The following is a 23,242-nucleotide window of genomic DNA, read 5'->3' as shown; positions in this document are numbered from 1 at the left end:
ACTTTTAATAGGTGGTTAGTCTTAAAATTAAGCTCTCTTAATCAAACATCTTCTTATAATTTCCTTTACTATCAACTCTTTTAAATAATTCCTTTTTATTTAAAAAACGTGCTAAAGAACCTCCACTAACTCCATGCTTTTTAAATAATTCAGCATGATCACCTTTTTTAAATTTCATTGGTAAGTTTTTAAAAATTTCCTTTTTGTTATCAGAAAAGCTATCTAGGGGGTTTGTAGAAGATAACTTGTTATAGACACGTAAAGCATTATTTCTAAAATATTCAACCAATATTAAAGCATTATTTAAGCTACTATCCGATAACTGATTACAAGAGTTGCCTTTCGATGTTTTATTCATCATTTCTAGAATTAATGCAAGTCTCCAAACATAGGTTTCTAATTTCGATTGTATTAATGTTTCTAGATCGTCATGGTGACACTCTTTAATTTTTTTACTTTGCCATTCTTTGTAAATTTTTATTTGACTTTGGGATGTTGTTAAAGTTTTCTTGGTTGTCCTAAATAAACCTTGAACCAACTTATTGTAGCTTTGATAGTGGCTATCATCTATTTTTTTACCGGTAAATATATTTGGTTTTAGATTTTGAGGATATACAAATAAGAAACGAGCTAAAAATCCGTCCTCCTCTCTATTGTTAGAGGCCATGTCTTTTAGAACCTTTGGTTGCATACCTCCAAGAATATTTACATTAGGGTTTTCAACACGAATTGGAGCTTTGGATACCCTATCTACAGATATGGTGTCACCATTAAAGAACTCTAAATACATTTGCTGATCTCCACCTTTTTTATATTTGTCAAAACTCTTGATCCATCCTAAGAGTTCATCTCTAAAAATTAAAACACCTTTGTTGTTATGCTGAAGGGTTTCGGATAGTTTTTCTGGAGTAAAGTCACTAAGAATAATTTTATTATAGATAGGTTTCTCTTTCTCTTTCTCCTTGGAGTTCGAATATTTCTTCATGGAGGATAGGAACTTGTTATAATTTTTTTTATCCATTTCTGAAATAGGTTGTTTAGCAAATTTTAAGGGATGTGTTTTACCTTCTCCAGATCGTCCGATTATGTTTAACCATAAAATAGGAGGATTGTTATAGGATCCGTTAAACAACTTTACGGAACTACCAATGGACGTTGCACAAGTTGATAGAATTCCTGCACTTAAATATTCTGGATTATAACCTACAGTATTTTTAGCATTGTTTATTAGGGACTGAATGATCTCTGGAAATATTTCTACTGGAAAACATTGATTTTGATTTGATTCACTTTTTACAATTGAATCCAAAGCCTGTTGATTATTTAAATTTGAAGCATCTTCAGCTTTTGAGGTAGATTTTTTCATGACCAATTAATTTTGTATTTTTATAATTGAACTTTCTACCTCTGATCTAATATAAAGGACCCTTCCAGAAATTTGGTATTTCTTCAGGATCCCTTTTTTAGTCATATTATGAACACTCGAAATGTCCATAGATAACAATTCTGACACCTCCAACCTTGTAAGGTATTTTTTAGGTTCTTTCGGTTGGTAGAATTTTTTTAATTCATCTATCTTCTTATCGAAGTGATTAAAGATTGCTAAGTTGAGCTCTTCTAGCGTGATATTCACTAATTGTACTTGTTTCATTATTTGAAAATTTTTAATTAATAATGATGCAAATATCATATTTAGATAGTGTGATATATATAGATAAATTATCTTGGTTTATAGATAAAATTATTGAGAGTTAATTATTTGTCTTAAGTTATCGATTACTGTTTTTGAATTTGCATTGTTGTAGTTGAACTTACCAATTTGTTTGTGATTTTTCCTAATGTAATTTTCGTATTTACCAGGAGGTTGGTTTTCAGGCATTAATTCATTAAAGATGTATGCGTATTTTAAATCTTTGTTGTAATCCCAATTTCTTATTATGTAATTAAAGAGTTCTAACATTTTATCATTTTCAAATGGATGTGTCATTGAAGAATTAATCTCTTTATTTTTTACAGTTTCTTCTTGGTTTATAATTTCATTTATAATTTCCATTTGTTTTTCTATATCTATAATACGACGTTCAGCATTAGATTGAATATTATAGCTGTATGTATGTCTTTTTTTTTCGGCTTCAACATATTTACAATTCCATTTTAATTCTTTTAGATGTTCTAACAACTCTTTTTTTGAACTTGTATTCAATTCTTGTACACTTAGATTCATTATATGTTCTATTTCAAAATGTAATTCCCTTAGTGTTTTTCTCATTTAGATTTTTATTTTGTAGTTGAATTTGTAAATATTTTAATGAAGTCTTTGTAAAGTACCTTATCAAAGTTATGAACTAATATTTAAAATATAAACTTATAATTTTTTTATTTTTTTAAAAAAAATTGTTTAAAATGAAGAGATTAAAAATCGTAAGATCTGTTTATAATTACTTTCGTAATCAGGTTTTATTTAGTTTGTCGCTTTTTCAAACCTCTTTTTGCATGGAATAAATTTGTCTGTTCTTTTGTAAGTTTAATATTTGTTTTGTTATTTATATATGGTGCAATTGACTTTCATTAGAAAGATATTTAGTAGCATAATAAAAGAAGTACTTATTTTCTATATTACCGGCTTTTAGAGTAAAGGAAGGTGATGTATGTTTGTTTAAATGAAAAGTGGACACAAATCTGGACACAAGAATAGTTGTTTTGGATATGTAAAAACCTCAACAAATTGATTTACAATCGGTTGAGGTTTTTAGTTGTGGAGACGCCGAGAATCGAACTCGGGTCCAAACAAGCAGCCAAAAAGCTTTCTACATACTTAGTTCTTTCTTGATTTTCGACAAAAAGCTGATTAAGAACAATCTGCTTTTAGCTTAACTTCTTTAGTTTCAAAAACCTGCCGAAGTTTCAGGTTTTCTATGTCTATTTTTACGATGCCCAAAAATGAAACGCCATAAACAAAGGCTTTTCGTGGACATAAAGCTTGCACACCTTGTGTGCCTAGGCCAATCCTACTATGATTCGGATTAAGCAGCTAAAGCGTAGTTATCTTCGCCGTTTAAAAAGTTGAAATTAGGTTTAACGAGTATAATTTCATAACTCGGTATGCTTACAAATTTACTGTCCTTGCTGTCAAAACCAGTCGTCCCCAGTAATAATAATTAGGGCGTTACTTTGCTTTAAAAGCATTTAAAGCTAAAGTCAGGCTTTCACTACTCGTTTTTTGTTCCATTACATTTCACAAAAGAACTCAAACAAATCGTTCAATCCTTAACGCAGTTTGCAAAAGTATAAAAAATACAATTGCTTTTCATTATTAATTCTAATATCTTCGAGCAAATATTATACCAATTTTACAGAATGTATTTCTGTAATTTCTTTAAAATATAAAATGTTACAAGACAGACAGTTTCTTATAGATTTAGCAAAAATGAAAATGCCATTTGGTAAATATAAAGATCGTTTTTTAATAGATTTACCAGAACATTATATCGTTTGGTATAGAAATAAAGGATTTCCTAATGGTAAATTAGGTAAACAAATGGAGTTGGTTTACGAGTTAAAATTAAATGGATTAGAAGATATTGTTAGAAAAATTAAGAGAGATTTTTAGTTTTTTGGTAATAACTATCAATTATATACACAGTTAAAACACCTAGAGTGTAAGCAACTAAATCTAAATAACTAAAAGAAGTACCTAAGATTATTTGTACTGTTTTAGAATATTTTTCCGGAAAAATATTTTGAAGATTAGATAATTGTAAAAACTCTATAATAAAAGAAAAGATTAAGGTAATTATAGCTGCTTTTTTATTTGTAATTTTTAAAAACCCTTTAATTAAAAAATATAATAAAATTACAACAAGATAATCACCCAAAGTATGTCTTATAAAGCCTGTAGCGTAACGAGCTATAGCTATTTCTATAATTAATAATAAAACAGAAGCAAGCAAATATTTTACATTTAGTTTTATCATATTTCTGTATTTTTTTAATAATTTTAGCTAAAATACAAAAATGAAACCTGCAGAAGAATACATCTTAAATCAGCCAGAACCATTTAAATCTATTTTAATGCATTTGCAAATTTTAATAGAAAGCAGTTTCCCGGAAGTTGATTTGCAATTTAAATGGAAAATTCCTTTTTATTATTTAGATGATAAACCTTTTTGTTATTTAAATCCTTCTAAAAAGAAAGGATATGTAGATGTAGCATTTTGGGTTTCTGCTCATTTAACAAAATACAACGAGTATTTAATTTCTGAAAATAGAAAAGTAGTAAAATCTTTAAGATATTATAAGCTAGAAGATATTAATGAAACCATTTTATTATCTGTCTTAGAAGAAGCTCATCAATTAAAAGACAAAGGATTTTATAAAAAAAGCCCTCAATAGAATGAAGGCTTTTTGTTGTGTTAATATTTTTAAACGAAAACTATAAATTATTTATAGTTTTTCTAATAGCAACTAAATTAGTTAAAAGGCTTTCTAAGTTGTTTAAATGTAACATATTTGCTCCGTCAGATTTTGCATTTGCAGGATCAAAATGAGTTTCTATAAACAAACCATCAACATTGTTTACAACGCCAGCTCTTGCAATAGTTTCTATCATTTCTGGTCTTCCGCCTGTAACTCCTGCAGTCTGATTTGGTTGTTGTAAAGAGTGGGTAACATCTAAGATTGTTGGCGCAAATTCGCGCATTTCTGGAATTCCTCTAAAATCTACAATCATGTCTTGGTAACCAAACATGGTTCCTCTATCCGTTATCCAAGCTTTGTTAGAACCCGCATCTTTTACTTTTTGTACAGCGTGTTTCATTGCAGCCGGACTCATAAATTGTCCTTTTTTTAAGTTGACAACCTTACCTGTTTTTGCAGCTGCAACTACCAAATCTGTTTGACGCACTAAAAAAGCAGGAATTTGTAAAACATCTACATATTCTGCAGCTTTTGCAGCATCAGAAACTTCATGAATATCTGTAACTGTTGGTACATTAAAAGTTTCAGAAACTTTACGTAAAATTTTTAAAGCTTTTTCATCACCAATTCCTGTAAAACTATCAATTCTACTTCTATTGGCTTTTTTAAAACTACCTTTAAAAATATAAGGAATCTCTAATTTATCAGTAATTGTAATTACTTTTTCAGCAATTCTTAACGCCATTTCTTCTCCTTCAATAGCACAAGGACCAGCTAAAAGAAAAAAGTTATTTGCATCTGTATGTTTTATATTCGGAATTTCAGATAAAATCATTTGTAAAATTTTGCACAAAAATACGGAATTAAATTAGTTATATTTATGCTTTTAAAAACCGATAATAATGAAAAAAATATTAATCACATTTGCAGCAGCAGCTTGCATAATTTCTTGTGATAGTACAAAAAATGTTAATAAAAGTTCAATAAGTACAGAAGGTGCTTTTTTTATAGATTCTTTAACTGTAAAAAAACATTTATATACACTTGCTTCTGATGAAATGGAAGGAAGAAAAACAGGAACTCCTGGTATTGAAAAAGCAGCAGTTTATATAGAAAATGAGTTTAAAAAAATAGGTTTAACAACTTTTGAAGATTTAGAAACTTATAGACAAACTTTTAATTTTACACCAAGAAGAAGTAAAGAAGAAATAACAGCTTTTAATGTAATTGGTGTTTTAGAAGGAAAAAGTAAAAAAGACGAGTATGTAATTATTTCTGCACATTATGATCATTTAGGAAATGAGGGTAAAGGAGAAGATAAAATTTATAATGGTGCAAATGATGATGCATCTGGTGTTACAGGTCTTTTGGCTTTAGCAGAATATTTTAAGAAAGTAGGTAACGAAAGAACCATTGTTTTTGCTGCTTTTACAGGAGAAGAAATGGGTTTAATTGGTTCTACTTATTTTGGGAAAGGAATTGATGCAGAAAAATTTGTTGCCGGAATTAATTTAGAAATGATTGGTAAAACACCAAGTTTTGGGCCAAATACTGCTTGGTTAACTGGTTTTGAACGTTCTGATTTTGGTAAAATTATTCAGAAAAATTTAGTGGGTACAGGGTATCAATTATTTGCAGATCCGTATGACAAATTTAATTTATTTTTTAGATCAGACAATGCATCCTTAGCTCGTTTAGGAGTACCATCACACACATTTTCTACTACACCAATTGATGTAGATAAAGATTATCATCAAGTTTCTGATGAAGCAGAAACTTTAAATATGACGGTAATTACGCAAACTATACAAGCAGTTGCTGTAGGAACAAAAAGTATTATTAATGGTGTAGATACACCTACAAGAGTGGTTTTAGAAGAAAAAGGAAAATAATATAAATGAAATCACCTAAAGTTCTTTTTTTCTTTTTATTGATAAGTTGTTCATCATCTAAAGTGATTATAGATTTTGATGAAAAGACAAATTTTAATCAATATAAAACGTATGCTTTTTTTGCTGATGCAGGTAAAGGTTTAAATGAGTTTGATATTAAAAGAAGTTTAGATGCTTTGTATAAAGAGTTAGATGCTCTTGGTTTTAAAGAAGTAGAAAATCCTGATTTTTACATCAATATTATATCCAAAACAACAGAAGCTAGAGTAACTAATACGCTTGCAATAGGAGTAGGAAGTGGAGGTAGAAATGGTGGTTTTGGTGTTTCTGGCGGAATCCCTATAGGTGGCAAAAAATTAGATGAAGAACTTATTTTAGAATTTGTAGATGCTAATAGCAATGAATTATTTTGGGAAGCAACTTTAATATCAACAATAAAAGAAAAAAGAAACCCAGAAGAAAGAGTCCTTTATTTTAAAGAAGTTATTAAAAAGATGCTTAATAATTATCCGCCAAAATAAAAAAGTTAAAATGGCTTCTAACGAATTTTTATCAGAAAGAATTGCTGTTTTTTTTACAGATAAAAAAGTGCCTTTTTACGAAAAGAAAATGTTTGGAGGTAATTGTTTTATGGTTGATGAAAAAATGTGTGTTGCTGTAATGAAAGATGAAATTATGGCACGCATCAATCCTAATATTTATTTAGAATCTTTAGAAAAAGAAGGTTGTAAAGAAATGAGTTTTACAGGAAAAGCAATGAAAGGTTACGTGTTATTATCTGTAGATGCTTACGATTTAGATAAAGATTTATATTATTGGCTGCAATTAGCATTAGATTTTAATCCGCTTGCAAAAGCGAGTAGAAAAAGAAAATCCTCTAAAAATTAATTTAGAGGATTTTCTTTTATTAAAAAGGTAATAAGGTTTAAAATTGATATCTAACAGAAAAAGCAAGATTACTTCCTAATCCATTAACGCTTCCTCCAAGACCAAGTTCTGGCCTATAATCTAAAGAAAGTAATACAGGAACATCAAAGTCATACTCAACACCAATAATACCAGCGGCAAAAACACCTGTACCAGATTGAGAAACAATTCCACCACCAGCACCAGCGTACCAATTAAACTTTTCTTCTAAATTCCAAACCCATTCGTATAAACCTGCAGCTTTAAAATCAGAAAGACCGTGAGATAAACCTAAATCTACTTCAAGTCTATTATTAAAACCTAAATCTCTTTGGTAAGAAAACTCTGCACCTACACCTGTACCACCGCTAAAGCGTAAACCAATTGCATTATCTGCAATATCTTGTGCCTTTACAGTAAACACGGTTGCTATTAAAAGACCTATAGTTAAAAATGTTTTTTTCATAATGATATTCTTATTTGATTTGAAAACAAAATTAGATTTATTTATTAATTTTAATGTACTCATTTAAATAAAATATTAACCCTTTTCAATATTTTAGTTAATAAACAATTAAGCGAGTTCCTTTAGAATGACTACTAAATTCTGGTGCATACATACTTTGTATGGTTGTAATTCCGTTGCTAAAATTACCAGCATTATTTACTCTAACGTCGTACTCAAAAACATAAACTCCTTTAGGTAAACGATCAAAAAAGAAATTAGTTGCGGCATCTTTTGTACTTTCATAATAACCTAAATTATCTTGCCATTTATATTTAGATAAAACGCTTATTGGTTCTACACCAGAGGCTCTCATGTCTTTCATGTGTATAAATTCCATATCTCTATCAGAACGTAATTCTATTCTTACGGTAATTAAATCGCCAACTTTTAATGTTATATTCTCAGTGATTTCTTGCAACTCTTTACCAGAATCTGAATTTACTTTTAAGAATAATTTTTTGTTGATTTTTAACGGAGTTTCTGCTGATGTAACCTTGTCTAAATCCTCAAAATATTGCCAATACAAACCACCCCAAGCAATGCCATTTTCTTTTTTGTTAATGGTAACTTTTGCCATTTCTTTTTTAATATCGCTTCCATTCCAAGAAGTTTTAAAATAGCCCGTTCCGGCTTCTACTTTTACATCTTCCAACTCCGTTGGATTAATTTCTTTGTCTCCAATTTTAATATCAACCATTTCTGTAATACTTCCATTATTCTCAGTATTGACACCAACCCAATCGCTACCATTTAACAACAAAGCATATACGGCTTCTGTAGTTGCTTTTGTAGTTTTCCATCTATTAGTTTGTTTGTTTTTAAGTAACCAAATTTTAAGGTTGTCAATTGTTTTTGTGTCATTTTCTATTTCAGAAAAAGTTTCAATAAGTAAAGCTTGTGTTTCTATTGGCGATTGGTAATAAAAGTAACCAGATTTATTGCTTTTCCAATACATTCCTAATTCATCAGAAGTAATAGCATTCTCTTTTAATGATTTTAAAATTTTGTTTGCAACTAGTTTTTTATCATTTCTAAAAAGAGATAAAGCAATTTGTCCTTTTGCATATAAATTATAATCATTCCAATATTTTATAGATTGATTTTGGTAATAATTAAGTGCTTCTTGTCCTTTTTTGGTTAAAGAAATATCGCTGTAAAAACTACGCATGTACAAATATTGAATGGTAAAATAATTTAAATGATTTTTAGATAAATACTTGTTATATTCTTCTTCTGCAGTTTGTTTAGACGTGGCTTTTTTCTTTATGTTATTAGCTTGTTCTATTAAATTAGTATAATTTTCTAAAATCTCTTTATCTAAAAATTTCACTGATTTTTCAATCATATTTTTAGTTGATGCATCAAAATTTGTAATACCCAATTTTTCTAAATGACCAAAGCCGGTTGCAATATGTTGGGTAATAAAATTACTTTCATATCTACCACCTTTAAACCAAGGAAAACCACCAGAATTCATTTGAATATCTTGTAGTTTATTAATGGCTTTTTCTTGCTCGTTTTTCATTTTATTTAAATCGAACAATAAAGCAATTCTCTTTTTTTGTTCAGTTTCTGATTGTGCATCTCGTAACCAAGGCGTTTCTTGAATGATTAACGATTTTAATTCTTGATTCTTTTCTAAATTAGAAAGTAATGCATCCGAAGATTTCCAAGCATTAAAAACTTCTTGAATTCTTGGGTTTGAATTTGCCACAAAACTGGCAATTGTGTTTGCATAATATCTAGAAAAAGTTTGCTCTGCACACTCGTAAGGATATTCCATTAAATAAGGCAAAGCTTGTATTGCGTACCAGACCGGATTAGAAGTTATTTCTAAAGTTAACTTATGGTTTTTTAATGTTGATGAAGATTGGTTTTTTAATTTATCTAAGGTAAATGTTTTTGTTTGGTTAGATCGAATCCACATTGGTAAGGTTTCTGTAACCAACATTCTGTTAGATAAAACAGGTAAAACATTTTGTTCTCCATCAGAAAAATCACCAGCTTTTGCTACAATTTTATACTGCACAGCTTGTACCGTTTCTGGAATAGAAAGCTGCCAAGAAACATTGGTGTTTCCGTTTTTATCAACAGAAAAATTTCTACTTGTATTTGTGTTTTCTAATACTGTGTTTATTTCTTTTCCGGTAATTGCATCCGTTAAAATTAATTGCGCCAAACCATCTAATTTTTTGTTTGTTAGGTTACTAATTTTTGCGCTTAATGTAATTTTATCGCCTTCACGTAAAAATCTAGGCGCATTTGGTACAACCATTAATTCTTTTTGAGTTACTGTTTCTAGTGTTTTGGTTGCAGATTTTACATTTTTAGTATGCGCTAATAATTGCAACTTCCATTTGGTTAAGGCTTCTGGCATTGTAAAAGAAAAGCTAACTTTTCCGTTTTTATCTGTTTTTAATTGCGGAAAAAAGAAAGCAGTTTCATTAAAATTTGTACGAGCTTTAATTCCATCTAAAGATATTTTTCCCTTTTCATCAATTTTCATAAAAGGGACATCTTCAAGAACCATCTCAGTTTCATCAGTCTCTGTAGATTCAATAACTGTTTCTTCAACTTCTTCTTCAGCGTCAATTATTTGTACACCTGCAACTCTACCTTGTAAAGCTGTTAAAGCTTTTGTTGATTTTTTTCTTTTTTGTGTTCCATATCCAACAACTACAACTTCATCTAATTGAGCAGCGTCTGCTTTTAAATTTAGATTAATAGTTGTTTGATTTTTAATACTTTTTTCTTCGGATTTAAATCCTAAATAACTGTATGTTAAGATATCTCCTTTTTTTATTTTGATGGAATAATAACCGTCAAAATCTGTTTGTGTACCAAATAAAGTTCCTTTAACAAGAATAGAAACACCAGGTAAGGGTTGTCCATCTTCATCACCTATAAAACCAGTTATTATTCCGTCAAAAACAGTTCTATTGTTATTAATCTTGCTTCTTAAACCTCTTAAATAATCTTGATTTTTCCATCTGTTGTTGTTTAAACTAAAACCAAACCAATTGTATTTGTTGTTAGAAATACTAGGATAATTTGCCCGATATCTCTTGTTGTTTTTAATATAATAATATGCATTTTTAAAACTATTATTAGCGCTACTGTGTTGGTAAGAATTGTATTTAGTTTTATAGCTCTGAGGTTTTGGTTGATTAGACCAATTATGACTTCTAAAAGCATCTAAAGAAGCATCGTACATAGAGGCTAAAACTTCTGCCGCAATAGTATCTTTTTTATCATTTTTTATAGTAAAGCTCCAAGTTTCTTTTGCGCCAGGATTTAGTTTATCTCTAAAAATATTGGTTTCAAATTCTATATTTTCTAGAGGTTTAATTACATCAATAAATAAGCTTCCGCTTTTAAAAGAGTTGTAATTTACAAAATGATATTTTATAGCAAAACCCCTAAGATCTTCTTTATTTACAGGTATTTTAATTGTTTTAATATTGTCATTTAATTGAACCAAATGTGTTGCTACAATTACATGTTTTTTTTCAATTTGTACAGTAATTGTACTGTTTTTAGAAGCAGAACCAATTTTTAATTCAACAGTATCATCAACAAAATAAGATGTTTTGTTGGTGTTAATTGTAAATATATTATTGTCTGCTACTTTTTTATCTTTTGTAGAAAAAAGCGAAAATATTTTTTCGTCTTTTACTTTTTGATCAAATTTATCTTTGCTTTCTAAAACCACTATATATTTTCCGGAAATCCAACTTTTAGTATTTTTTAAAGCAATTTTTTTAGACTTTTCGCTATCAAAATTTTTGCTAAAAACAAGTTCGCCTTTTTGCCAATTATTTTCATTTATTTCATTTTCTGAATACGCATCATGCGGAAATAAAGTTCTAAATGTATTTTCAGAAATATCTTGATAATCGGGCAATTCCCAAGGTCTTTTTCTTAATACATTTTTAGGCGCTTGTAATTTGTATATTTTTATAATTCCTTTTGCAGGAACAAATTCATTATTTAGGTTTTTTGTATCAATATTTACAATAATTTCTTTGTTGTTTTTATCAATTTTATTATCAATAGAAACGGTAGCATTTAGAGCATGATAACCAACTTTAACAACAGAAGTAGCACTTCTGGTTTCGCCATTTAAATCTGTAACATCCGCAGTAATTTCGTAATTAAATATTGGTAAATTTTCTTTAGAAACACTTTTATCTGCTAAAGCTTTAAAGGTAATTTTAAATTCACCTTTATTATTTGTAACACTTTCTCCGTGAGTAATTTCTTGCGCGCTACTATTTATATTTGGTCTTCTCCAAGAATACCAAGTAGGATATTGTACTATTCTGTGTACGCGATAAACCACTTTTGCATCGGTAATATTTGCACCAGAAAAAGAGTTGGCAAAACCAGTAATGGTTACAGAATCATTTATTTTATAGATTTCTGTAATTGGTTTAAATTCGGTTTCAAACTTAGGTCTTTTGTATTCTTCTACAGAAAAATAAGAACGATTACCAAAGAGCGAATATTTATTTTTAGCATTTAATTTAACTTCAATAAAATATTGTCCTGTTAAACCATTGTTTGGCAAGATAAATTCGCCAGCAATAGAACCAAATTCGTTTGATTTTAATTCTAAGGTTTTTACTGTTTGGTTGTTAACATCTTTTAGATTTACTGTTATTAACTCATCAGTATAAATAGAAGAAGTATCACCATATTTTTTAATAATAATTGATTTAAAATAGACCGTTTGTGCTGGTCTGTAAATACTTCTGTCTGTAAACGTGTAAACACTAATACTTGTTTGAGTTTTACCTACATTTCGTTTATAATCTTTGTATAAAGAATGATTGCCAAAATAAGCAAAATCGTTATTAGATTTTACTGTAATTTCTGAATTGTAATAAGTGTTTTTGCTTTTAAAAGAGGCAAAACCATTAATGTCCGTTTTTAATTTTTTATTGATGAAGCCACTATGTCTTCTATTGGGATTTGTAATGTGGATAAGAGCATTTTCAATAGGCTTACCTGTGTTTCTGTCTACAACTTGATAATTGTGTTTGTTGTTAAAACTATTTTCAATTAAAGCCAAATTAGTAGCTTGTATGGTTGCGGTACCAAAAGTAGATTCTTTGTTGATTTTTTGGTCTTTAGAAGCAATAATTAAATAACGACCGTTATCAAATTTAGGTATGAAAATTTCTGTTGTATGCTGTAAATAATCTTTTTCGTCTCTAAGATTTGCACTCCAATCTTTACTTTTTTCAAGGCTGTTGATAAATTGAATAATTTCTTCAACATCATAGGTTTTGTTAAATTTATTTAATAAATCTTCTGATACTTTATAAGCTGTAAAATAAAGTTTATCAATATTTTTATAAGTAATTAAAGCTCTAGAAACAGTGTTTGTTGGCACAAATTCTTCTGAGGTTATAGAAAGCGATTTTTCTAAAATATGATTTTTTAGAATGCTACATTTTTTAGCTCCTAAACTTTCTGGAAATCGATTAATAACATCTTCGCAAATAGAAAAAGCAATTTTATTTTCTGAGTTGGTTTGATGTTTTTCAGCAATTTCAAAAGCATATAAAGCACTTTCTTCTTTACCAGAAATTTGATTTCTACTAGATTTTAAAGTTGATAAAAAAACGGTTTCTTTATCATTAAAAGTAGCATGGTTATTTACAAAATTTAAACGTTGAATATCTATATCTACTAAAGCTTTTAAATTATTTTTTTTAGCGTGAAAATAGATTAAATTTTGATAAATTTTTAAAGCATTAAATTGTAATGATGCTGTGTCTTTTGTTGTTAACTTTAGCTTAGTAAATGTTTTGTAATCACTTAAAAAATCTGGATTATCAATTTCGAATTTATAAACAGGATTCGTAATTGTTGTTTCTGATGTTTTATAAAACTCTAGTGCATTGTTTGCTAAAAAATCATACAAAGTAGGTTTGTAAATACTAGCATTTTTTTCAATTTCTAAAATAGGAGCAAAGTCGGTAATGTTTGTTTCTTGCAGTTTTAAACTGTTTTCTAAAGAGGCTTCAAAATGACAATGAATTTCCTCGAAAAGAGTTTCTAAATCCCAAGTTCTAAAATCATCAATATCTACTTTATTTGCTGTTCTAGTTCTATTATAAAACGTGTATTTATTTATATTAAAATATTGCCAATACAAATTACCTAAAATGTTTTCTAAAACATTTCTTGTAGGAAAATTACTCTTCTCAATATGTTTTTTAAAATTATGTATGATTTTTAATTTTGCATTTTCTTCTAAGGTTAAAGAAAACTTGCTTTGATAAAAAAGAGATTTTATAATTTGTGCAGAATTATTTTCTTTTTCTGCTTTTGTATAAATTTTATCTACAATTTCTAATGCCGATTTTGGTAAGTTTTCAATTTCTAAACTTTCTACTTGTAACCAAAGATTTTTAAAAGAATCTTGAGCGTTAGAAAAATTAGAAACGGATAAGATTAATAATAAAGGAATAATTTTTTTCATAGTTAATGGTTTTTATACAATCAAAAGAAATACAAATTATTTATTACGTTTTTAAGATTAACAAGGTCAACTTTTTAAGTTGATAAGGTTAATTTTTAAAACAGTTTAGTTATAAATATAATTAATATTGTACAGAGCTTTTGTATTTTTACTTTTTTAAATTTTGTTAGATGAAAATTCACTTTATTGCAATTGGCGGAAGCGCAATGCACAACTTAGCAATTGCTTTACACCAAAAAGGATACCAAATTTCTGGTTCTGATGATACAATTCACAATCCCTCTAAATCTCGTTTAGAAAAATATGGTTTATTACCTAAAGAATTTGGTTGGTTTCCAGAAAAAATTTCATCAGAATTAGATGTGATAATTTTAGGAATGCATGCAAAAAAAGAGAATCCAGAATTATTAAAAGCACAAGAATTAGGCTTAAAAATTTATTCTTATCCAGAATTTTTATACGAACAATCTAAAAATAAAACACGAGTTGTAATTGGTGGTTCTCATGGTAAAACAACCATAACATCTATGATTCTACATGTGTTAAATTATCATGATAAAGAGGTAGATTACATGGTAGGTGCACAATTAGAAGGTTTTGAAACAATGGTGCATTTAACAGAAGAAAACGATTTTATTGTTTTAGAAGGTGATGAGTATTTGAGTTCGCCAATAGATATGCGACCAAAATTTCATTTATACAAACCAAATATTGCATTGTTAAGCGGTATTGCTTGGGATCATATTAATGTTTTTCCAACGTTTGAAAACTATGTAGAGCAATTTAAAATCTTTACAGATTCTATGATTAAAGGTGGTAGCATGGTTTATAATGAAGAAGATGCTATTGTAAAAGAAGTAGTAGAATCATCGGAAAACCAAATAAAAAAATATCCTTATACAACACCAGAATATTTTATAGAAGACGGAACAACTTTTATAGAAACAGAAGAAGGAGATTTGCCTTTAGAGATTTTTGGAAAACATAATTTACAAAATTTAGCTGGTGCAAAATGGATTTGTCAACACATGGGTGTTGATGAAGATTATTTTTACGAAGCTATAGCAAGTTTTAATGGTGCAAGTAAACGTTTAGAGAAAATAGCAGAAAGCAATACTACTGTTATTTTTAAAGATTTTGCACATTCGCCAAGTAAGGTGGCAGCAACCACAAATGCAGTAAAAGAACAATATAGTAATAGAACCGTATTAGCTTGTTTAGAGTTACATACGTATTCTAGTTTAAATGCAGAATTTTTATCAGAATACAAAGGCGCCTTAAAAGCAGCAGATAAAGCGGTTGTTTTTTACTCGCCACATGCTGTAAAAATTAAACAATTAGAAGAAGTTACGGCAGAACAAATAGCGAATGCTTTTGAAAGAGATGATTTAATTATTTACACAAATCCACAAGAATTTAAAGAGTTTTTGTTCGAACAAAAATTAGAGAATTCAGCAGTTTTATTAATGAGTTCTGGTAATTATGGAGGATTAGATTTTGATGAAGTTAAAGATTTAATTTAGAATTCTAATTAAAATATTATAAATACAAAAAAAGCTCTAAATTTAAATTTAGAGCTTTTTTGTTTAATTTTTTCTCCAGAAAAAAGGAGTAAATAAAATAAGTACGGTAAATAGTTCTAAACGACCGATTAGCATTAAAAAAGAACAAAACCATTTTGCAGCATCAGATAAGTGTGCAAAACTATTAACAGGACTTACAGAACCAATTGCAGGACCAATATTACCCAAAGATGAAGCTGCAGCACCAAGGGCAGACATAAAATCTAACCCAAATAGAGTAAGTATTACAGAAGACATAATAAAGATTAACATATAAATGATAAAGAACGATAATATGTTAAAAACAATATTATGGCTTACCGCTTTACCATCATGCCTTACCGGTATAATAGCATTAGGATGTAAAGCTTTTTTAAATTCTAAAAAACTGTTTTTTAGCATTATAATATGTCTAACTATTTTTATACCACCACTAGTAGAACCTGCAGAACCTCCAGTAAAAAATAAGGCAAAGAAAATACCTGTTATAAAGAAATGCCACATAGTAAAATCTGCACTAACAAAACCAGTAGTTGTAACTACAGAAAGTACCATAAATAAAGAATGTCTAATAGCACTTTCTACTTTACCGTAAATCATCGGATGATCTATAGTAGTTTGTAAATTAGGATCTTGATAAAAAATGATTATAAAGGCAATTACAGCAGAAACAATTAATGTTCCAAAAAAGTAATATTTAAACTCTTCACTTTCAAAAACCTTTTTAAATTTTCCTTTTAAAGCAAAATATGTTAATACAAAGTTAGAACCTGCTATTAACATAAAAAAGATAATTATATACTGTACAAAAGGCATGTTATTATAAAATGCTACGCTACTGTTTTTGGTTGAAAACCCACCAGTACTCATTGTAGCCATTGCATGGTTTATTGCATCAAACCAAGTCATACCAGCAACTTTTAACAATAAAAACTGAACAAGTGTTAGTATAACATAAATTAAATACAATCGTTTTGCTGTGTCTGTTATTCTTGGGTGTAATTTGTCTGCAGAGGGCCCTGGTGCTTCTGCCATAAAAAGCTGCATACCACCAATACCTAATAAAGGCAAAATTGCAATTGTAAGTACAATAATTCCCATACCACCAATCCAATGTGTTGCACTTCTCCAAAATAAAATTCCTTTAGGCATTGCTTCTATATCATTTAAAATAGAGGAACCTGTGGTAGAATATCCAGAAATTGTTTCAAAAAAAGCATCGGTTACGTTGGGTATTGTTTCAGAAAACAAATAAGGTAACATTCCTGTAAAAGAAAGTGTTAGCCACCCAAGAGTTACAATTAAATAACCTTCTTTTTTTTGAATGATTGTACTTTTAGGTTTGTTAAAAAAGAAAAGTAACATTCCTATAATTTCGGTAACAAAACCGGCATTTAAAATTCCCCATTTTGCAGCTTCGTCATGAAAAACACTAAAAGGAAATGCCAGAAACATAAAAAGTCCATTCAAGATAGCTGTAATGCCTAGAAAACGAAATATTATTTTGGTATTTAAAGATCCCATTAATTTAATTAAATAATTTTTCTAAAGATTTTATAGCTTCAGGTAAGCAAAATACAATTACTTTATCTCCTATTTTAATTTGTAGATTACCAGAAGCCATAATAGCTTTTTCATCTCTAATAATACCACCAAAAATTGCTTCTCTAGGAAACTTTAAATCTCTAATAGGATGTTTAGTTACTTTTGCGCCGGCTTGTACTTCAAACTCAAGAACTTCTGCATCTATATTATGTAAATTAGCTAAAGCAATAATTTCTCCTTCTCTAATGTGTTTAAAAATATTACTAGCTGCAATTAGTTTTTTATTAATTAAAGATTGAATTCCGATTGTTTGAGAAATACCAATATAATCCATGTTTTCAACTAATGCAATGGTTTTTTTAACACCTTTAGATTTAGCTACTAAACAAGACATTATATTTGTTTCAGAGTTTCCGGTAACAGCAATAAATGCATCGGTTTCTCTAATATTTTCTTCTTCTAATAATTCTAAATTTCTACCATCACCATTAATAACAAGAGTATTATTTAAATCTTCTGCTAAAATTTCTGCTTTTTCTTTGTTTTTTTCAATCAGTTTTACGTTAAAATTACTCTTACAAAGATTACGCGCCGTTTTTTCGCCAATACTACTTCCTCCAAGAATCATTACATTTTTAATATTTATTCTTGGTTTACCAATAATAGGATAAAGTTCTTTTAAACTATAGTTTGGTACACAAAAATAAACTTGATCTCCAATTTGATAAGTAGTATCTCCTCTTGGTATAATTGTTTGAGAAATACCCTGTCTTTTAATAGCAATTGTTACATAATCTATATTAGAAAACCTTTCTTTTGCCTCTTTAACTGTTAAATCTATTATTTGAGATTTGTAAGTTAAAGGAGTTCCCATAACATTAAAAAGACCACTTTCAAAAGCAACAGTATCATTAAAAGAAGACTGATTTAGCAACATTTTAATTTCATTTGCAGCTAATTCTTGTGGAGAAATCATAAAGTCTAATCCAAACTTTTTAAAATCTACCTCGCAATTGTCTAAAAACTCTGGGTTATCTATCCTTGCAATTGTTTTTTTAGCACCTAAAGATTTACCAATTACAGAAATGGTAAAATTGGTATTTTGGCTATCTGTAACAGCAATTAATAAATCTGCAGACTCAATACCAATTTCTTTTAGTAATTTAATAGAAGTAGCGTCCCCTTTTTTAGTGATAACATCTAAATGATTGTTAAGATATTCTAGCTTTACTCCATCAAAGTCTATAATGTAAGTGTCTTGAGATTCGTAAGAAAGAAGCTTAGCTAAATGAAAACCAACGTCTCCTGCTCCTGCTATGATAATTTTCATAGTTTTAAAAATAGATTAATTGCCAAAGATATAAAGAGTTTCTATCTAAATACAAAAAAATGTTAATTTTCAATTTTGTATGATTGAATCAACCTTTTCTTATTTTTCTTCAAAAAAAATGATAAATATCTTTTTTTAGCGCAGAAAGAAATTCTAAATTTACCCTTACAATATACAAAACCTCTTTTCTTTGTGAAATTAAAAAAGCATAATCCTTCGTATTTTTTTAAAATAAAATTACTTTTTTTTACCTTAATAACAATTACTTTTATTTTTTCATGTGGAAAAAAAAGCGATAATTACAAAGAAGTATCAAAAGATGCAGGTGTTTTTCTTTCGGGTAAAATAATACCAGATAATCATTTTCTTGGCGATCAAAAATGTAAAGAATGTCATCAAGAACAATTTAAAAGTTGGCAAGGTTCCGATCACGATAAAGCAATGCAAATTGCAGATAGCACTTCTATTTTAGGAAATTTTAATAATCAAAAATTTACTAGCCAAGGTGTAACGTCTCACTTTTTTAAAAAAGAAAATAATTTTTATGTAAATACAGAAGGACCAGATGGTAAATATCACGATTATAAAATTGTTTACACTTTTGGTGTAACTCCTTTACAGCAATACATTGTTCAATTTCCTGACGGACATTACCAATGTTTAAGAACCGCTTGGGATTCTGTTAAAAATAAATGGTTCGATTTATATCCAGATTTTAAAATTGTACATTCAGAATGGTTACATTGGTCTAGAGGTGGTTTAAATTGGAATAATATGTGTGCCGATTGCCATTCTACAAATGTTAGAAAAAATTATGATGAAGCAACACATAGCTATGATACAAAGTTTGCAATTATTAATGTAAATTGTGAAGCTTGCCACGGACCAGGACAAGAACATGTGACAAATGTAAATGAATTAGGAGAAGATTATGTAGCAAACGGAACTTTTCAAATGACAACAGAAACCTCACCAAAAGAATTGGTAGATCAATGTGCGCGTTGTCATATGAGAAGAGAACAGTATTCTGCAACTTTTAATTTTGAAGGAACAATGTTAGATCATTATTTTCCGCAATTAATAGAAGGAGGATTGTATGAGCCAGACGGACAAATTTTAGATGAAGATTATGTTTACGGATCTTTTTTACAAAGTAAAATGTATAATAATGGCGTAACATGTACTAATTGCCACGATGCACATACATTAAAGTTAAAATATGATGGAAATAAATTGTGTGCTCAATGCCATGTTCCAGAAAAATATGATACAACAGAGCATCATTTTCATCAACCAAATACAGAATCATCAAAATGTATAAACTGCCACATGACGGGTAAGTTTTATATGGGTAACGATTTTAGAAGAGACCATAGTTTTAGAATACCAAGACCAGATTTAAGTGTTAAATATGGTAATTCTAATGCATGTACAGATTGTCATAAAGATAAAGATAATGCTTGGGCAGCAGAAAATTTTAAAAAACTATTTGGAGAAGTAGATTCAATTCATTTTTCAGAAAAATTAGCGCCAGGTATTACAATGCAACCAAATGCACATGTCGGTTTAATTGAGTTAATGAATGATACTCATCAACCAGAAATAATTAGAGCCTCTGCATCTAAAGTCTTATCAAATTACAATGCACAAAATTTTGTAGAGCAATATATAGCTTTGTTAAATGATGAATCTGCTTTGGTAAGAGGAGCAACAGTAGATGTTTTAAGTACTATAAATACTACAGATTATACTTCTTATTTTTTACCTTTATTAGAAGATCCTAAAAGAACTGTAAGGATAAAAGCTTTTTTTGGTTTAGCAGGAGTAGCAGAAGCAGCAATACCAGAAGTTTATAAAGTGAGTTACAGCAAAGTTAAAGAAGAGTTTTTTTTACATTTAAAAACAAATTCTGATTTTGTAGGAACGAGAATGAAAAAAGGTAATTATTACCTAAAACAAGGTGATATAGAAAAAGCAATTGCATCTTTTGAGAGTGCGTTGGCAATAGATAATATAAATAACCAGGTAAGGTTAAATCTTGCTACATTATATTATAATAATAGACAATATGAAAAAGCAGAGAATGCTTTTAAAACAGTAATTGAGCAAGAACCAGAATATGGACCTGTTTATTACTCTTTAGCTCTAATGTATGCAGAATTAAGTAGAACAGATGAAGCTATTGTTCAGTTAGAAAAAGCCTTAAAAAAGATGCCTACAAACATTCGTGTTTTTTATAATTTAGGTTTGTTGTATGATAAGCAAGAAGATTTTGTAAAGAGTGAAAAAACTTTTTTTGCAGGTTTAAAAGTAGATGCAACTAATGAAAACTTATTGTATGCCTTAGCATATTTGTACGCTAAAAATAACCAAACAGAAAAAGCAATAAACATAGCCTATAGACTGGTAGAATTGTACCCAAATAATCAAGAATATAAAAGTTTTTTAAATCAATTAAAAGGCAGAGCTTAACTATAAAAAGAGGTTAATTTTCATTTTTGTACATTTATAAAAAAAGAAATGGAAAAGTTAACCATTAAATCTTGGGCTTTAGATGATAGACCAAGAGAAAAGTTGTTGGCAAAAGGAAAAGCATCTCTTTCTGATGCAGAATTAATAGCAATTTTAATAGGTTCTGGTAACAGAAAAGAAAGCGCTGTAGCTTTATCTAAAAGAATTTTACAATCTGTTGATGGAAATATTAATGAACTTGCAAAATTATCTGTAGAAAAATTAACAACTTTTAATGGAATAGGAGAAGCAAAGGCAATTGCAATTATTACTGCTTTAGAAATAGGAAAAAGACGCCAATTAGAAGCGGCTTTAGTAAAACCTAAAATTACTAGTAGTAAAGCTGTTTTTAATGTAATGCAACCTATTATTGGAGATTTAGAACACGAAGAATTTTGGGTATTATTTTTAAATAATTCTAATAAAGTTTTAGCTAAAAGCCAAATAAGCAAAGGTGGCTTAACAGCAACAGTTGTAGATGTTAGAATTCTTTTTAAAAGAGCTTTTGAGCTTTCTTCGGTAGCATTAATTGTTTGTCATAATCATCCATCAGGTAAATTACAACCAAGTAATGCCGATAAACAAATAACTAATAAAATTAAAGAAGCCGGAAACACGTTAGATATAAAATTGCTCGATCATTTAATTATTACTGAAAAAGCGTACTTTAGCTTTGCAGATGATGGGTTGCTTTAGTTGCAATTATTAGTAGAAGTAATCAGCAAAGAGATTATTTTAAATTACTACAGAATACTAAAGCTGAAAACTGAAAAAATGATATTAGTTTACACACATAAAATTACTCCTAGAGTTCGTTATATTTTTAAACATATACTTACCAGAACTTTATTAATTAAGGTAAACTTTACTTCTAAAATAGAAGAGTTTGTAGCGTATAATGGACCAAAGTTATCTTATACAAAAAATCCTTTAGGGAATGAGTTTTTCTTAAAAAGTAACGATTTGTTATTTGAACAAGGTGTTAACGATATGGAAATTATTGTGCAAAAATGGGATGATATTCCGTGTTTTTTTAAAGCAGGACCAAAATCATCTATACCTTATGATATTTTTGCGGCAAGTTTTTACTTAATTTCTAGATACGAAGAATATTTACCACATGTAAAAGATGTTCATGGGCGTTATACTGCAGAACAAAGTTTAGCGTATAAACATCATTTTTTAGAAAAACCGGTTATAGATATTTGGACTTACAAATTTTTAGATGCTTTAAAAGAAAAATTTCCTGATTATGATTATCAAAAAAGAGAATATAAGTTTATTTCTACTGTTGATATTGATAATGCTTATGCATACAAACACAAAAGTTTGGTAAGAAGTGTAGGTGGCTTTCTTACCGATTTATTTAATTTAAGATTATTAAACGTTTGGACACGTTTTGCGGTAACATTTAACATTAAAAGAGATCCTTTTGATACTTATTATCGAATTTTAAAAGTAAAAAAAGATCAAGATATAAAAACAATTTTCTTCTTTTTAATAGGAAATTATACCACTTTTGATACAAATATATCAGCCTCTAAAAGAAAATATAAACTATTAATTAAAGAAATGGTAGATTATGCAAAAGTAGGTTTGCATCCATCTTACTTTACAATGAATAATGTGTTGCTTTTAAAAAAAGAGAAAAAACGATTAGAAGAAATTATAAACTCTCCAATACAAAGATCTAGACAACATTATTTAAGATTTAGCTTGCCAGAAACATATCAAAATTTAATCGATTTAGAAATAGAAGAAGATTATTCTATGGGATATGCAAGTAATGTTGGTTTTAGAGCAAGCACATGTACTCCTTTTTATTTTTATGATTTAGATTTCGAAATTCAAACTCCGCTTAAAGTTTTTCCTTTTGCTGTAATGGATACTACTTTAAATGATTATATGAAATTAACGGCCAAGCAATCTTTAGGAAGAATAAGAGATCTTAAAAATGAAGTAAAAGCTGTAAACGGAACATTTATAACCTTGTTTCATAATGAAAGTTTAAGTGATTATTCTAGATGGAAAGGATGGAAAAGATTGTATGAATCTATGGTTAAAATAGCAACTTCTTAA

The 23,242-nt window shown here is 28.6% G+C and carries 18 protein-coding genes and 1 other RNA gene; 9 read left to right on the top strand and 10 right to left on the bottom strand.

Annotated features, from left to right (window positions below; translation table 11 throughout):
* Window positions 1-37 precede the first annotated feature (37 nt).
* The 4 genes from KI686_RS04970 to ssrA all read right to left on the bottom strand — a co-directional run bounded on the left by KI686_RS04970 (window position 38) and on the right by ssrA (window position 3,147).
* On the bottom strand, window positions 38-1,366 hold the full coding sequence (locus tag KI686_RS04970) for a DUF3987 domain-containing protein (protein WP_237588158.1): 1,329 nt from the start codon (window positions 1,364-1,366) through the stop codon (window positions 38-40).
* A 6-nt stretch (window positions 1,367-1,372) separates the two neighbouring features.
* Entirely contained in the window at window positions 1,373-1,651 is a 279-nt protein-coding gene (locus tag KI686_RS04965; RefSeq protein ID WP_237588157.1) for a helix-turn-helix domain-containing protein, read from the bottom strand.
* A 90-nt stretch (window positions 1,652-1,741) separates the two neighbouring features.
* A complete protein-coding gene (locus KI686_RS04960) occupies window positions 1,742-2,269 on the bottom strand; it encodes a hypothetical protein (protein ID WP_237588156.1) in 528 nt (175 codons plus the stop codon).
* Between the two features lie 484 nt (window positions 2,270-2,753).
* Window positions 2,754-3,147, bottom strand: a transfer-messenger RNA (tmRNA) gene (ssrA, locus tag KI686_RS04955).
* A gap of 241 nt (window positions 3,148-3,388) precedes the next feature.
* Between ssrA and KI686_RS04950 the strand changes: the two genes are divergently transcribed.
* Window positions 3,389-3,610: a DUF3820 family protein gene (locus tag KI686_RS04950; RefSeq protein WP_237588155.1), complete on the top strand. Its 222-nt coding sequence runs from the start codon at window positions 3,389-3,391 to the stop codon at window positions 3,608-3,610.
* On the opposite strand, the gene KI686_RS04945 is transcribed toward KI686_RS04950, so the two are convergent.
* On the bottom strand, window positions 3,594-3,974 hold the full coding sequence (locus KI686_RS04945; protein ID WP_237588154.1) for a ribosomal maturation YjgA family protein: 381 nt from the start codon (window positions 3,972-3,974) through the stop codon (window positions 3,594-3,596). The two genes, KI686_RS04950 and KI686_RS04945, sit on opposite strands and share 17 nt — an antisense overlap.
* A 40-nt stretch (window positions 3,975-4,014) precedes the next feature.
* On the opposite strand from KI686_RS04945, the gene KI686_RS04940 reads away from it, so the two are divergent.
* Window positions 4,015-4,392 carry a DUF1801 domain-containing protein gene (locus KI686_RS04940; protein WP_237588153.1) on the top strand — a complete coding sequence of 126 codons (378 nt, stop codon included), beginning with the start codon at window positions 4,015-4,017 and terminating at the stop codon, window positions 4,390-4,392.
* Between the two features lie 40 nt (window positions 4,393-4,432).
* Here KI686_RS04940 and kdsA read toward each other — a convergent pair whose 3' ends face one another.
* Complete coding sequence (gene kdsA, locus KI686_RS04935; protein WP_237588152.1) at window positions 4,433-5,251, bottom strand: 3-deoxy-8-phosphooctulonate synthase; 819 nt, start codon at window positions 5,249-5,251, stop codon at window positions 4,433-4,435.
* Between the two features lie 67 nt (window positions 5,252-5,318).
* Here kdsA and KI686_RS04930 point away from each other — a divergent pair, with 67 nt between their 5' ends.
* From KI686_RS04930 to KI686_RS04920, 3 genes are read left to right on the top strand one after another with little or no spacing between them, the layout of a single operon-like run.
* Window positions 5,319-6,308: a M28 family peptidase gene (locus tag KI686_RS04930; protein ID WP_237588151.1), complete on the top strand. Its 990-nt coding sequence runs from the start codon at window positions 5,319-5,321 to the stop codon at window positions 6,306-6,308.
* Window positions 6,309-6,313: 5 nt separating this feature from the next.
* Window positions 6,314-6,829, top strand: a complete 516-nt coding sequence (locus KI686_RS04925; protein ID WP_237588150.1) for a DUF4136 domain-containing protein — start codon at window positions 6,314-6,316, stop codon at window positions 6,827-6,829.
* A gap of 10 nt (window positions 6,830-6,839) precedes the next feature.
* Window positions 6,840-7,196, top strand: coding sequence for a TfoX/Sxy family protein (locus KI686_RS04920; protein ID WP_237588149.1), 357 nt, complete (start codon window positions 6,840-6,842; stop codon window positions 7,194-7,196).
* 37 nt (window positions 7,197-7,233) lie between these two features.
* On the opposite strand, the gene KI686_RS04915 is transcribed toward KI686_RS04920, so the two are convergent.
* Both KI686_RS04915 and KI686_RS04910 read right to left on the bottom strand, forming a co-directional pair.
* Window positions 7,234-7,680 (bottom strand): hypothetical protein, encoded by a 447-nt coding sequence (locus tag KI686_RS04915; protein WP_237588148.1) that lies wholly within the window; start codon window positions 7,678-7,680, stop codon window positions 7,234-7,236.
* Window positions 7,681-7,777: 97 nt separating this feature from the next.
* Window positions 7,778-14,215, bottom strand: coding sequence for an alpha-2-macroglobulin family protein (locus KI686_RS04910; RefSeq protein ID WP_237588147.1), 6,438 nt, complete (start codon window positions 14,213-14,215; stop codon window positions 7,778-7,780).
* A 170-nt stretch (window positions 14,216-14,385) separates the two neighbouring features.
* On the opposite strand from KI686_RS04910, the gene KI686_RS04905 reads away from it, so the two are divergent.
* Window positions 14,386-15,738: a UDP-N-acetylmuramate--L-alanine ligase gene (locus KI686_RS04905; RefSeq protein WP_237588146.1), complete on the top strand. Its 1,353-nt coding sequence runs from the start codon at window positions 14,386-14,388 to the stop codon at window positions 15,736-15,738.
* 63 nt (window positions 15,739-15,801) lie between these two features.
* Here KI686_RS04905 and KI686_RS04900 read toward each other — a convergent pair whose 3' ends face one another.
* Both KI686_RS04900 and trkA read right to left on the bottom strand, forming a co-directional pair.
* Window positions 15,802-17,301 (bottom strand): TrkH family potassium uptake protein, encoded by a 1,500-nt coding sequence (locus KI686_RS04900; protein WP_237588145.1) that lies wholly within the window; start codon window positions 17,299-17,301, stop codon window positions 15,802-15,804.
* Between the two features lie 4 nt (window positions 17,302-17,305).
* Window positions 17,306-18,652, bottom strand: a complete 1,347-nt coding sequence (gene trkA, locus KI686_RS04895; protein WP_237588144.1) for a Trk system potassium transporter TrkA — start codon at window positions 18,650-18,652, stop codon at window positions 17,306-17,308.
* A 192-nt stretch (window positions 18,653-18,844) separates the two neighbouring features.
* Here trkA and KI686_RS04890 point away from each other — a divergent pair, with 192 nt between their 5' ends.
* The 3 genes from KI686_RS04890 (at window position 18,845) to KI686_RS04880 (ending at window position 23,242) form a co-directional block, all read left to right on the top strand.
* On the top strand, window positions 18,845-21,124 hold the full coding sequence (locus KI686_RS04890; RefSeq protein WP_237588143.1) for a tetratricopeptide repeat protein: 2,280 nt from the start codon (window positions 18,845-18,847) through the stop codon (window positions 21,122-21,124).
* Window positions 21,125-21,172: 48 nt separating this feature from the next.
* A complete protein-coding gene (gene radC, locus KI686_RS04885) occupies window positions 21,173-21,859 on the top strand; it encodes a RadC family protein (RefSeq protein WP_237588142.1) in 687 nt (228 codons plus the stop codon).
* A gap of 78 nt (window positions 21,860-21,937) precedes the next feature.
* Window positions 21,938-23,242, top strand: coding sequence for a polysaccharide deacetylase family protein (locus KI686_RS04880; RefSeq protein ID WP_237588141.1), 1,305 nt, complete (start codon window positions 21,938-21,940; stop codon window positions 23,240-23,242).

The organism is Polaribacter sargassicola, assembly GCF_021991835.1.
GTDB classification, from domain to species: domain Bacteria; phylum Bacteroidota; class Bacteroidia; order Flavobacteriales; family Flavobacteriaceae; genus Polaribacter; species Polaribacter sargassicola.
The sequence above is the reverse complement of the archived record's forward strand: the minus strand, read 5'-3'. Positions and strand labels throughout refer to the sequence as shown.